General features: G+C 72.2%; 11 protein-coding genes. 4 read left to right on the top strand and 7 right to left on the bottom strand.

Annotated elements, in window-relative coordinates:
* Positions 1 to 15 precede the first annotated feature (15 nt).
* From rlmB to JOF43_RS11725, 4 genes are all read right to left on the bottom strand, one after another.
* On the bottom strand, positions 16 to 978 hold the full coding sequence (rlmB, locus tag JOF43_RS11740) for a 23S rRNA (guanosine(2251)-2'-O)-methyltransferase RlmB (RefSeq protein ID WP_209902228.1): 963 nt from the start codon (positions 976 to 978) through the stop codon (positions 16 to 18).
* A gap of 62 nt (positions 979 to 1040) precedes the next feature.
* Positions 1041 to 2480, bottom strand: a complete 1440-nt coding sequence (gene cysS, locus JOF43_RS11735; RefSeq protein WP_209902226.1) for a cysteine--tRNA ligase — start codon at positions 2478 to 2480, stop codon at positions 1041 to 1043.
* 89 nt (positions 2481 to 2569) lie between these two features.
* Positions 2570 to 3052 carry a phage holin family protein gene (locus JOF43_RS11730; protein ID WP_209902224.1) on the bottom strand — a complete coding sequence of 161 codons (483 nt, stop codon included), beginning with the start codon at positions 3050 to 3052 and terminating at the stop codon, positions 2570 to 2572.
* 59 nt (positions 3053 to 3111) lie between these two features.
* The gene (locus tag JOF43_RS11725) at positions 3112 to 4302 is read right to left on the bottom strand and encodes a LacI family DNA-binding transcriptional regulator (RefSeq protein WP_209902222.1); all 1191 of its coding nucleotides are present in this window, start codon (positions 4300 to 4302) and stop codon (positions 3112 to 3114) included.
* Between the two features lie 158 nt (positions 4303 to 4460).
* Between JOF43_RS11725 and JOF43_RS11720 the strand changes: the two genes are divergently transcribed.
* Genes JOF43_RS11720 through JOF43_RS11710 form a run of 3 tightly spaced genes read left to right on the top strand, consistent with a single transcriptional unit; the run spans position 4461 to position 7362 of the window.
* Positions 4461 to 5798 carry a sensor histidine kinase gene (locus JOF43_RS11720; RefSeq protein WP_209902220.1) on the top strand — a complete coding sequence of 446 codons (1338 nt, stop codon included), beginning with the start codon at positions 4461 to 4463 and terminating at the stop codon, positions 5796 to 5798.
* Positions 5795 to 6451, top strand: coding sequence for a response regulator (locus JOF43_RS11715; RefSeq protein ID WP_209902218.1), 657 nt, complete (start codon positions 5795 to 5797; stop codon positions 6449 to 6451). The genes JOF43_RS11720 and JOF43_RS11715 overlap by 4 nt, the downstream gene beginning before the upstream one ends.
* Positions 6448 to 7362, top strand: coding sequence for a DUF4097 family beta strand repeat-containing protein (locus JOF43_RS11710; RefSeq protein ID WP_209902216.1), 915 nt, complete (start codon positions 6448 to 6450; stop codon positions 7360 to 7362). Before JOF43_RS11715 ends, JOF43_RS11710 begins: the two co-directional genes overlap by 4 nt.
* A gap of 78 nt (positions 7363 to 7440) precedes the next feature.
* Here the strand turns inward: JOF43_RS11710 and acs are convergent, their stop codons facing one another.
* The 3 genes from acs to JOF43_RS11695 all read right to left on the bottom strand — a co-directional run bounded on the left by acs (position 7441) and on the right by JOF43_RS11695 (position 10668).
* Positions 7441 to 9420 carry an acetate--CoA ligase gene (gene acs, locus JOF43_RS11705; protein ID WP_209902214.1) on the bottom strand — a complete coding sequence of 660 codons (1980 nt, stop codon included), beginning with the start codon at positions 9418 to 9420 and terminating at the stop codon, positions 7441 to 7443.
* A 227-nt stretch (positions 9421 to 9647) separates the two neighbouring features.
* Positions 9648 to 10472: a VOC family protein gene (locus JOF43_RS11700; RefSeq protein ID WP_209902212.1), complete on the bottom strand. Its 825-nt coding sequence runs from the start codon at positions 10470 to 10472 to the stop codon at positions 9648 to 9650.
* A gap of 10 nt (positions 10473 to 10482) precedes the next feature.
* Complete coding sequence (locus tag JOF43_RS11695) at positions 10483 to 10668, bottom strand: ribbon-helix-helix domain-containing protein (protein ID WP_209902210.1); 186 nt, start codon at positions 10666 to 10668, stop codon at positions 10483 to 10485.
* A 160-nt stretch (positions 10669 to 10828) separates the two neighbouring features.
* On the opposite strand from JOF43_RS11695, the gene JOF43_RS11690 reads away from it, so the two are divergent.
* Positions 10829 to 11935: an NADH:flavin oxidoreductase/NADH oxidase gene (locus tag JOF43_RS11690; RefSeq protein ID WP_209902209.1), complete on the top strand. Its 1107-nt coding sequence runs from the start codon at positions 10829 to 10831 to the stop codon at positions 11933 to 11935.
* The last annotated feature ends 16 nt before the right edge of the window (positions 11936 to 11951 follow it).

Here is an 11951-nt window from a genome sequence, read left to right as displayed (position 1 = left end):
GAGCGCTCGAACGGCTCAGGCGCGTCCCTGCTCGGCGCGGACGCCGGAGATCTCGTACAGGGCGATGGCAGCGGCGACCGAGGCGTTCAGCGATTCGGCGCGGCCGGCCATCGGGACCGAGACCACCTGGTCGCTGATCTCGCGGGCAAGGCGCGAGAGCCCCTTGCCCTCCGCGCCGATCACGAGCACGGTCGGCTGCGTGCCGAGCTCGAGCCCGCGGGTGGAGACGTCGCCGTCCGCGTCCAGGCCCAGCACGAAGACACCCTTGTCCTTGAGGGAGGTCAGGGTGCGGTTGAGGTTGGTGACCTGCGCGACGCGGACCCGGCCGGCGGCACCGGCGGCGACCTTCCACACGCTCGCGGTCATCGAGACGCTGCGCCGCTCGGGGAGGATGACGCCGTGCGCCCCGAAGGCGTCGGCGCTGCGCAGGACAGCCCCGAGATTGCGCGGGTCGGTGATCCCGTCCAGGGCGATCAGCAGCGGCGGCTCGAAGGCGTCGGCCGCGATCCGCAGCAGCTCGTCGACCTCCGCGTACTCATAGGGCGGCATGGTCAGCGCCACGCCCTGGTGGACGGCGTGATCGGTCATCCGGTCCAGATCGGTCCGGGAGGCCTCCGTGACCGGCAGGTCCTGCGCCGTCGCCAGCCGCATGATCTCACCCACCCGCTCGTCGGCGTCGAGGCGGACCATGACCGTCAGCTGCGTGGCCGGCACCTGCTCGCGCAGCGCCTCCAGCACCGCATTGCGACCGGCGACCTGGTCGGAGCCGGGCGACTTCCTGGCGCCCTTCCCGCCGGGCCCACCTCGACGGGCGGGGGCACCGGAGGCTCCCGCATACTTCTTGTGCGCGGGGCGGTCCTCGGCCCGGGGAGTCGGCCCCTTGCCCTCGAGGCCGCGGCGGCGCACTCCGCCGGAACCGGCGGTCGCGCCCTTCTTGCCCTTGCGCACCGCGCCGCGGCGCGAGCTGTTGCCTGCCATCAGGTCGGCTCCTCAGTCGTCATCAGTCGTCATCAGTCGTCATCGGTCGGGACACGGTGCGATCAGTCCTGGGTCCCGAGGCTCCAGCGGGCGCCGTCCTGGCCGTCCTCGATGCGGATCCCGGCAGCGCTCAGCGCGTCGCGCAGGGCATCGGCCCGGGCCCAGTCCTTCTCGGCGCGGGCCGCCGCGCGGGCTTCCAGCTGGGTGGTGATCAGGGCGTCCAGAGCCGCGTGCTCGGCACCGTCGGACCCCGCGGTGCTCGCCCACCGGGCCGACAGCGGGTCGAGCCCCAGCAGGTCCAGCATGGCGCGCAGTCGTCCGAGCCCGTCGGCGACGGCGGCACGGTCCCCACCGCCGGCCAGCAGCGTGTTCAGAGCGGACTGCTCGCGGTGGATGACCGCGAGCGCCTCGGGCACCGCGAGGTCGTCGTCCATCGCGGCGGTGAAGTCGGCGGGCAGCTCCACGGCACCGAGTTCCGCGTCGGGCCCGGCGAGCGGGTCCTCGCCGAGCAGCTCGGCGGCGCGCCGGGCGGTCGCGGAGAACCGCTCCCAGACCACCTCGGCCTCGCGCATCGCGGTCGCGTTGTACTCGACGGTCGCGCGGTAATGACCGCTGACCAGCGCGAGTCGCACGGCCGGCGTGGGGTGTTCGGCCAGGGCGCGGGCCGCGGTGACGAAGTTGTCGAGGCTCTTGCCCATCTTCAGGCCGTCCACCGTGAGCACCCCGGCGTGCATCCACTGCCGGGCGAAGCCGTAGCCGGCGGCATGGGACTGGGCCTGCTCGTTCTCGTGGTGCGGGAAGCGCAGGTCCAGACCGCCGGCGTGGATGTCGAAGGTCTCCCCCAGGTACTTGCGGCTCATCGCGGAGCACTCGAGGTGCCAGCCGGGGCGGCCACGCCCGAAAGGGGTGTCCCAGGAGGCGGATTCCGGCTCGCTCGGCTTGGCGGCCTTCCACAGGGCGAAGTCGTGCCGGTCACGCTTGCCCGCCTCGCTCTCCTCGCCGGCGTCCTGCATGTCCTCGAGGCTCTGGCGGGTCAGCGCACCGTAGCCGGGCAGGGAGGCGACGTCGAAGTACACCGAGCCGTTGCCGTCCGCATAGGCATGACCGCGCTCGATCAGCAGCTGCATCAGCTCGATCATCTCGGGCACGTGTCCGGTGGCGCGGGGCTCATAGGTGGGCCGACGGTTCCCGAGGTGATCCAGGACGTCCTGGAACTCGCGCTCGAAGCTCAGCGACCACGCCCACCACTGGGCCCCCACGGCCGCGGACTTCTCGAGGATCTTGTCGTCGATGTCGGTGACGTTGCGGACGTGGGTGACGTCGTACCCGCTGCGCTCCAGCCAGCGCACCAGCACGTCGAAGGCGAGGAAGGTGCGCAGGTGGCCCAGGTGGGGTGCTCCCTGGGTCGTCGGTCCGCACACGTACAGCGACACCGCCCCCTCGCGCACCGTGGTCAGCGGTGCGGTGGTGCGGGTGGCGGTGTCGTGCAGGTGGAGAGTCACGTGGACCAGGGTACTGCCCTGGCCGGGAGCGGAGGTCCGCGGCTCGCTCGGGGATCGCGCGGATCACCCCGAGCTCCCCCGGGCGCGCCTCACTCGACGCGGGCGCTGACCTTCTTGCCGTAGAGCTCCTCGAAGGTGTCGTCGTAGGAGACGGCATTGGCGCGCCGCTTGCCCTGGACGGCATCGACCGCGGACTGCGCGGTCTCGATCGTGGTCTCGGGCGCCTTGATCTTCTTGGAGACGAGGAAGGCGACCAGACCGGCGATCGCTCCGAGCAGGATGAACACGCCGGCGACGATCAAGAACGCGGCCCAGTAGGGCAGGCCGAGGGCCTCCAGTCCCGTGGCCGCGGCGAACAGCAGCATCACCCAGGCCGAGAGCAGGAGGAACAGGAGCACCGCGGCGCAGGCGGCGATGATGCCCGCCTTGATCGCGATCGCGATGATCTCCTTCTTGGCGATGTCGATCTCGTGGTGGACGACGCCGAGGAGCTCGTCCCGGATGGACTGGACGAGTTCACCGATGGACCGCTGGGTGGGCGGCGTGCTCGGATCGTTCGTGGTGTTGATCATGATCGGAGCCTATCGCAGGGGGTCGGGGTCACGGGTCGCGATGTCGTCGGTGCCGGTTCTCAGTCCACCGAGACGCGCTTGCGCTTGGTCGACTCCGGTCGCGGCCCCGCGGAGCTGGAGCGGCGCACCACGACCGACGGGGCGACCGCCACGTCGCGGGGCGGGCTCTCGAACCCGGAGACCCGCTCGACGAGGAACTGCGCGGCCAGCGCGCCCAGACGGTCGGAGTTGGGGTCGACGCTGGTGATCTGGGAGACGCCCGAGGAGGCCAGGGAGGTGTTGCCGTAGCCGGCGACGGCGAGCTCCTCGGGGACCGAGTACCCGGCCTCGCGCGCCGCCGAGAGCACCCCGACCGCGGTGACATCGTTCGCGCAGGTGACCGCCGTGGGGACGCGGCTGCCGCGCAGCAGCATCGAGCCCGCGGTCTGCCCGACCTGCTCGGTGAAGTCGCCGGGCTCGACCCGGGCCTGCTCCTCGAGGCCGTGGCGGGCCATGGCCTTGCGGAAGGCGTCGGCTCGCTCGCGGGCGACGGCTGCGCCGACCCCGCCGACGTGGGCGATCTCGCGGTGCCCCAGGCCGACGAGATGGTCGACCAGCAGTCCCTGCCCCACCTCGTCGTCGATGCGCACGGTGTCGAATCTGCCGCGGAAGTCCTGGGAGCAGCCGATGCCGACGAAGGGGCGGTCGCCGGTGGCCTCGAGCACGCTGTCCATGTCGGCGAGGTCCGAGACCATCAGGAAGCCGTCCACGCCGAGCTGGACCAACGACTCGATCGCGTCGGTGTCCGCGGCGACCGGGTGCTCGGGCACCCGGCGGCGGGTCGGCACGACGATCGCCGACCGACCGGTCGCGGTGAGCTCGATGCGGATGGCCCGGACCAGGTCCGAGATCCAGGTATTGCGCATGGTGTTGACCAGGACGGCGACGATGCCGCGGTGGTCGGTCTCCTCGCTGAGCTCCTCGAGCGGGAAGCGGAGTCGCTCGGCGGCCTCGCGCACCCGGGTGGCCATGAGGGGCTTGATCTCCTCGGCACCGCGCAGGGCCCGCAGGGCGACAGCGCTGGAGATGCCCAGGGAATCCGCGACGTCGCGCAGGGTGCCGCGCTGCTGGCCGCTGGAGTCCAGCTCCTCGGCGGTCTGCTCGACGTTCTCGACGACCTGACCGCTCTCCCCCTCGTCCCCGCGGGGTGCCCCGGAGTCGGAGGCGGGGTCGATGGTGCCATCGGAAGAGGCGCTCGCGTCACTGCTCATGGACCCATTGAACCGCATTTCTCCCCTCCGGCGTGACGCGGCCCGGGGATCGACACGCTCGGGTCCGCGGCGCACCGGGCGGACCGGGGGTTTTCCCCCGCCCGGGAGGCGGGAGGTCCCCGTGGGCGACGGGCACCGGCCCGCCTAGGCTTCTGCACATGGACGACACCACCGCGCCCCCGTCGGCGCCCCGGCGCCCCCGGCTGACCGCCGCGGCGTTCGCCTCCGTGCTGCTCGGAGGTCTGCTCTTCTGCTCCTGGTTCTGGATCAGCCTCACCCTACTGCTGACGGGGGTGGGCTCGCTCCCGGTCCTGGGGTCAGGGCTGTTCCTCCTGGTCCCCTGGCTCCTGCTGATGCAGGGCGCGGTGCGGATAGAGCGCCGCCGGGCGGTGGCCGTGCACGGTGTCCCCGTGATCCTGCCCGCCCGCCGCCGCTCCGGGCGCAGCGGGGCCGCGGGTTGGTTCCACGACCGCTGGCTCGAGCTCGGCACCGGCGCCTTCTGGCGTGGGGTGCTCCACCACCACCTCGCGATGCTCGTGGCCGGGGCGTTCTTCGCCCTCGTGCTGGCGCTGATCTGGTTGGGATGGACCGCGGGCGACATCGCCCTGCGGCACGGGCCGCTGACGCTGGGCTCGATCACCCTGTCGCGGTGGGTGCTCGGCGTCCTCGCCACGGTCTCCGCGGTGCTGGCCGCCGTCACCCTTCTCCTCGGAGCCCTCGCCGACCGGGGGCTGGCCCGGGTGCTGATCTCCGGCTCCGAGGACGATCTGCGCGAGCAGGTCGCCGAGCTCGCCGAGCGCCGGCAGGGCGCGGTCGACGCCGCGGCCCAGGAACGGCTGCGGATCGAGCGCGATCTGCACGACGGCGTCCAGCCGCGCCTGGTGAACCTCGCGATGACGCTCGGGATGGCCAAGAACGCGATCCATGCCGATCCCGACCGGGCGAGCGACCTGGTCGGGCAGGCTCACCTCGAGGCCAAGGCGGTGATGACGGATCTGCGTCAGCTGGCCCGCGGCATCCATCCGGCCGTGCTCACCGACCGAGGGCTGGACGCAGCGCTGTCCGCCCTCGCCGCCCGTTCCACGATCCCCGTCGACCTGCAGGTCGACCTCGACCGCCGCGACCCCTCCCGACTGGGTCGGGAGCGGGAGGCCGTCGCCTACTTCGTGGTCTCCGAGGCGCTGACCAACATCGCCAAGCACTCCGGCGCGAGCGCCGCCTCGGTGATCGTCACCCAGAGCCCCGAGGTGCTGCGGGTCCGGGTCGAGGACGACGGCCGGGGCGGGGCCCGCGTCCGCCGCGACGGGCTCTCCACCGGCCTCGCCGGCCTCACCGACCGCGTCCGCGCGACCGGCGGGCGGCTCGAGGTCGCCAGCCCTGCCGACGGGGGCACGGTCCTGGTCGCCGTGATCCCCCTGACCGCCGGGGCGACCCCGCCCGCACCCGCCCAGGCCGCCGACGCTGCCGCCCCGGACTTCCAGGAGGCCCTCCGATGAGGATCGTGATCGCCGATGACGCCGTGCTGCTGCGCGCCGGGGTGGAGCGTCTGCTCACCGATGCCGGGCACGAGGTGGTCGCCGCCGTGGGCGACGCCACCGCCCTGCTCAGCGCCGTCTCCCACCACCAGCCCGACCTCGCCGTGATCGATGTGCGGATGCCCCCGACCTTCACCGACGAGGGGGTGCGCGCGGCGATGCTGATCCGTCAGCAGGATCCGGACGTCGCCCTCCTGGTGCTCTCGCAGTACGTCGAGGAGCGCTACGCCTCGGACCTGATCGCCGATTCGTCGCACGGCCTGGGCTACGTGCTCAAGGACCGCGTGGCCGACGTCGACGATTTCCTCGGCGTGGTCGCCGACGTCGGGGACGGCGGCACCTGGCTGGACCCGGAGGTGGTCCAGCAGATCTTCGCGCGCTCGCGGCGCCGTCGCACCCTCGAGGAACTGACCCCGCGCGAACGGGAGGTGCTCTCGCTGATGGCCCAGGGTCGCTCCAACCAGGCGATCGCCGACACCCTGTTCGTCTCCGCCGGCAGCGTCGAGAAGCACATCTCCTCGCTGCTGACCAAGCTCGACCTTCCCCCCGTGGACGGGGAGAACCGTCGCGTGATGGCCGTGCTGCGCTTTCTGGAATCCGAGGATCGATCATGACCACCACACAAACCGCTTCGCGCCGGGGCACCGTGGCCGAACCGGGCCGACGGCTCTCCCCCTCCCCGCGCGGGGACCGCACCTGGCGCACCGTCCTCACCCTCCTCGGCGCGGCCGTGCTGGTGCTGATGCTGCTCGCCCTGAGCGCCGTGTCGGTCTCGGGCTGGTGGCTGGGGCGCGGCTTCGACGACGTCCCCGCCTCCACGGAGCTCGGCACCCCGGAGACGCTCACGCTCAGCAGCGGCGTCGGCGACGTGCGCGTCCTGCCCTCGACCGACGTCGAGGTGGTCACCCTCGCCCTGGTCGAGGAGGGAGAGACCGCGCTGCCCGAACCGGGCGAGACGGCCCGTGCCCGCGTCACCCAGCACGGTGACGCCGCCGCCCCGGTGCTCGACATCCGCCAGTCCGAGGGATACGGGCCGGTGCCGTGGCTCGACGAGCACCACGACGTGCTGGTGCTGGTACCGCAAGGTCATCAGCTCGCCCTCGATGTCACCACGGATGTGGGGGAGATCCGGGCCGACGGCGAGTTCACCTCGCTCGCCGCGCGCTCCGCCGTGGGCGACGTGCATCTCGGGCCGGTGACCGCCACGGAGTCGCTGGCGGTGCGGGCAGACGTCGGCACCGTGGAGATCGAGCTGCGAGATCCCGCACCGGCGGCCGTGGAGGTGACCGCCTCGGTCGGCGACGTGGACCTGCAGATGCCGCCGGACGCGGTCTCCGACGTGCGGGTCGACGCCGAGGTCGGCGAGAGCGCGATCGCGCTGCCCGGCACCGGACGCTGGGAGATCGAGGCCCGCACCGAGCTCGGCGAGCGGCGGATCGATCCCGGGGTGACCGGCGCCCCCGGGGCCACGACCGGCACGCTGACGGTCACCTCGGAGCTCGGTGACGTGCTCGTGACGCGCTGAGCAGGTGCTCCGCACGAGGGACGGGGCCCCGGTCCGTGGACCGGGACCCCGTCCCTCGTGCTCGCCTCGGCGAGCTGCTCAGTGCCTGCCGGACAGGCCCTGCTGGATGAGGTCCATGACCGAGGCGTCGGCGAGGGTCTGGGTGTCCCCCACCTGACGATTCTCGGCGACGTCCCGCAGCAGGCGGCGCATGATCTTGCCGGAGCGGGTCTTGGGCAGCTCCGTGACCAGCAGCACCCGCTTGGGCTTGGCGATCGGGCCGATCTCCTTGCCGACATGCCCCCGCAGCAGCTCCGCCACGGCGTCCTCTCCCCCGGCCTCGGCGATCGAGTCCTCGTGACCGGAGCGGAGGATGACGAAGGCGACCGGAGCCTGCCCGGTGGTCTCGTCGTCCGCGCCCACGACCGCGGCCTCGGCCACCCAGTCGTGGCTGACCAGAGCGGATTCGATCTCCATGGTCGACAGGCGGTGCCCGGAGACGTTCATGACGTCGTCCACGCGGCCCAGCAGCCAGATGTCACCGTCCTCGTCGCGCTTGGCGCCGTCCCCGGCGAAGTAGAGACCCTCGAAACGGGACCAGTAGGTCTCCTTGAAGCGCTCCGGGTCGCCCCAGATGCCGCGCAGCATGCTCGGCCACGGCTCGTCGAGGACCAGATAGCCGCCCTGCCCGTTCTCCACGGACTTCCCGGAGTCGCCCACCACGTCGGCCCCGATGCCGGGCAGCGGCACCTGGGCCGATCCGGGCTTGGCGGCGGTGATGCCGGGCAGCGGCGAGATCATGATCGCCCCGGTCTCGGTCTGCCACCAGGTGTCGACGATCGGGCAGCGGTCCGCGCCGATCACCCGGCGGTACCACATCCAGGCCTCGGGGTTGATGGCCTCGCCGACGCTGCCGAGCAGACGCAGCGAGGACAGGTCGAACTTCGCCGGGATCTCTTCGCCCCACTTCATGGCGGTGCGGATCGCGGTGGGCGAGGAGTAGAACTGCGTGACCCCGTACTTCTCGATGATCTCCCACCAGCGGCCCTGGTGCGGGGTGTCCGGGGTGCCCTCGTAGATCACCTGGGTGGTGCGGTTGGCCATCGGGCCGTACACGACGTAGGTGTGCCCGGTGACCCAGCCGACGTCCGCGGTGCACCAGTAGACGTCGCTGGAGGGCTTGAGGTCGAACACGTCACGGTGCGTGTACGCCGACTGGGTGAGGTACCCGCCGGTGGTGTGGACGATGCCCTTGGGCTTCCCCGTGGTGCCGGAGGTGTAGAGGATGTAGAGCGGGTGCTCGGCCTCCACCCACACGGGCTCGTGCTCGGCCGAGGCGCTCTCGCGGGCCTCGTGCCACCAGACGTCGCGTCCCTCGGTCCACTCGACGTCGCCGCCGGTGCGCCGGACCACGAGGACCTTCTCCACGGAGTCGCCGCCGGAGGCGAGGGCCTCGTCGACCGCGGGCTTGAGCGGCAGCTGCTTGCCGCGACGGTTCTGCCCGTCGGCGGTGATGACCACGCGGGCCTCGGCGTCCTCGATCCGTGAACGCAGGGCGTCGGCGCTGAAGCCGCCGAAGACCACGGAGTGGGGCGCCCCGAGGCGGGCGCAGGCCAGCATCGCGAACACGGTCTCGGGGATCATCGGCATGTAGATGGCGACCCGGTCGCCCGTCTTGACGCCGAGGTCGGTCAGGACGTTCGCCATCCGGCTGATCTCGTCCTTGACATCGGCATAGGTGAACGTCGCGTCGGAGCCGTCCTCGTACTCCGCGAACAGGGCGACCTGCTTGCCGTGCCCGGACTCCACGTGGCGGTCCACGCAGTTGTAGGCGGCGTTCAGGGTCCCGTCCGCGAACCATCGGGCGAAGGGGGCGTTCGACCAGTCGAGGGTCTCGGTGAAGGGGGTCTTCCAGCTCAGCAGGCTCGCCCGCGCCCTCCAGAAGGCCAGACGATCACGCTCGGCCTCCTCGTACAGGGAGGGGCGAGCGACCGCGTTCTGGACGAACTCGGAGGACGGGGAGAACGTGCGGGTCTCCTGCGAGAGATTCTCGATCCCGGTGGCGGCGTCGTCGGACATCACTTCTCCTGCTTCGTGGGCCCCAGATCGCTCCGGGGCGTGGCTGACACCTTCACCGTATCGCAGGAGACCCACGTCACGCGCATCGTCCACCGGTCGTCACGACCCGCCGCGCACGCACCCGGGGCGCCGTGCCCGGTACCCCGGGGGACCCGGTCGTCGCCGGCCAGGATCCCGGGACACCCGACCTCTCGCGGCGACGGCCGGAGCGTCCCGTCGGCCCGCTCTCAGCGCCAGGAGCGGGGGTGGATCTCCACGTGCTGGCCGTCGGGATCGATCACGTGCACGCTGCGCACCCCGTCAGCGAGGACCACCCGGGCCGCGTGCCCGGCGGCGTCGAGCCGCTCGGCGAGCGCCTCGAGGTCCTCGGTGGTCTCGAAGCCGAGGCGGACCAGCGAGACCTCCAAGCCCGGATGCCCCGGGTCGCCGCCCGGCCGGTGGGCCGCCTCGCCGTCGGCCGGTTCGTGCAGTCCGATGGTGCCGTGCCCGGGGTTCGCGAGGGCGCGGTACCAGCGGTCACCGTCGTCGACGGGGGTGAAGCCGAGAGCAGCGAAGAACTCGACGTCGCGCTCCCGCTGGGGACCGTCGGCGCTCGCCCGCACGGCGGTGACGGAGAGGCGCTGGTCGGCGTCGGTCCCGTCGTGGGCGAGGTAACCGTAGTGATCCTCCTGGTCCTCGTTGATCCCGACGGCCTCGCCGTGGGGTCCGGTGATGTTCCCCTGGAGGCCGTAGCTCTCGTCCCAGACGACGACCTCGAGGTCCATGCCGCGCAGATGCTCGGCCGCCGCATCGGCTGCGGCCACCGCGGTGCTCAGCTGGGTCTCCCCCGCGGGGGCGCCGGTGGCGGAGGCCGCGCCGGCGGCGTGCACCATCACCCGGCCGCCCCCGCCGGCCACGAGGTCGGCGAAGCCGCCCCTCTCGGTGGTGATCAGCGGTGCCATGCCGAGGGTGCGCAGGAAGGAGATCAGCGCGGCCGGATCGGCGGTGAAGCGCAGGGGGAAGACGGTGAAGGCCACCGGGTCGGCGGCGGGGTGATGGGTGTGCTCTGTCATGACGGACTCCTCAGGCATCGTCGCGGTGGGATTCGGAAGGGGCGAGGTACTGCTCCAGCGCGGTCTCGACGAGGGCGCTGAGGCTGGTGGACCCATCGATCGCGCGGTGTTTGACCGCGACCACGAGATCCTTGGGCAGGTACACGTTGAACTGGACCTTGGGTGAGGGTGCACGAGCACCGGGGGCTTCTACCATGCTCGAATGCTAGCATTCTTGCCGTCGTCGTCACACGGTGATCCTCGGTGCTCGCGTCCGGGCCCCTGCACATGCTGCCGCCACGGCCTTCGATCCGGTCTCGGTCCTCTCCGTGGTCGCTCGCACGCTCGTGCAGGTCGGGCCGCTACTGTGAGTTCCCATGGTCCGAGACTCCGCCACGTCCCAGCCGACGCTCCTCGCCCCGGCCCATCTGCGCGACCTCGAGATCCGCAATCGCATGTGGCTCGCCCCCATGTGCCAGTACATGGTCGAGGCGGAGGACGGCGTCCCCACCGAGTGGCACCTGGTCCATCTCGGCGCCCGCGCCACGGGCGGCTTCGGACTGGTGATCACCGAGGCGACCGCCATCAGCCCCGCCGGGCGCATCAGCCCGCGCGACACCGGCCTGTGGAACGACGAGCAGGCCACGGCCTGGTCGCGGATCGTGGACTTCTGCCACCAGCAGGGGGCGAGCACGGCGGTGCAGCTCGCCCACGCCGGCCGCAAGGCGTCCACCTGGCCCGCCCTGCCCGCCTACTCGGCACGGCGCGGCACCATTCCCGAGTTCGCCTCCGGCTGGCGGACCGTCGGCCCGACCACGGACCCCTTCCCCGGGCTCGATGCACCCGACGCCCTGAGCACCGAGGACATCGCCGCCGTGGTCCAGGAGTTCGTGGACGCCACCCGGCGTGCCGAGCAGGCCGGCTTCGACGCGGTCGAGCTCCACTTCGCCCACGGCTACCTCGTCCACGAGTTCCTCTCCCCGTTGGTCAACACCCGGCAGGACGAGTACGGCGGCGACGGCGCCGGCCGACGACGACTCGCCCGCGAGATCGCCGCGGCCGTCCGCGAGCAGTGGCCTGCCGATCGTCCCGTCATCGTGCGGATCAGCGCCACGGACTGGATCGACGGCGGCTGGGACATCGAGCAGTCCGTCGACCTCGCCCGGGAGCTCGAGGCCGCCGGGGTCGACGCGTTGCACGTCTCGACCGGAGGCGCCGTCATCGCGGACATCGCCGTCGGCACCGAGTACCAGGTGGGCTTCGCCCGGACCCTGCGCGAGGCCGTGTCCCTGCCGGTCGCCGCCGTCGGACTCATCACCGAGCCGCTCGGCGCCCAAGGGGTCCTGGACCGCGGGGACGCCGACTTCGTGGCCCTCGGCCGTGCCGCGCTGCGCGAGCCCGGCTGGCCGCAGCGCGCCGCTCATGAGCTCGGCGTCCGCGATGCCTCGCTCTACCCGGGCGCCTACCACCGCGGCTCCTGGTGACCGAGAAGTGGATCCG

The organism is Brachybacterium sacelli (assembly GCF_017876545.1).
GTDB lineage: Bacteria > Actinomycetota > Actinomycetes > Actinomycetales > Dermabacteraceae > Brachybacterium > Brachybacterium sacelli.
This window is presented reverse-complemented; position numbering and strand designations above follow the sequence as displayed.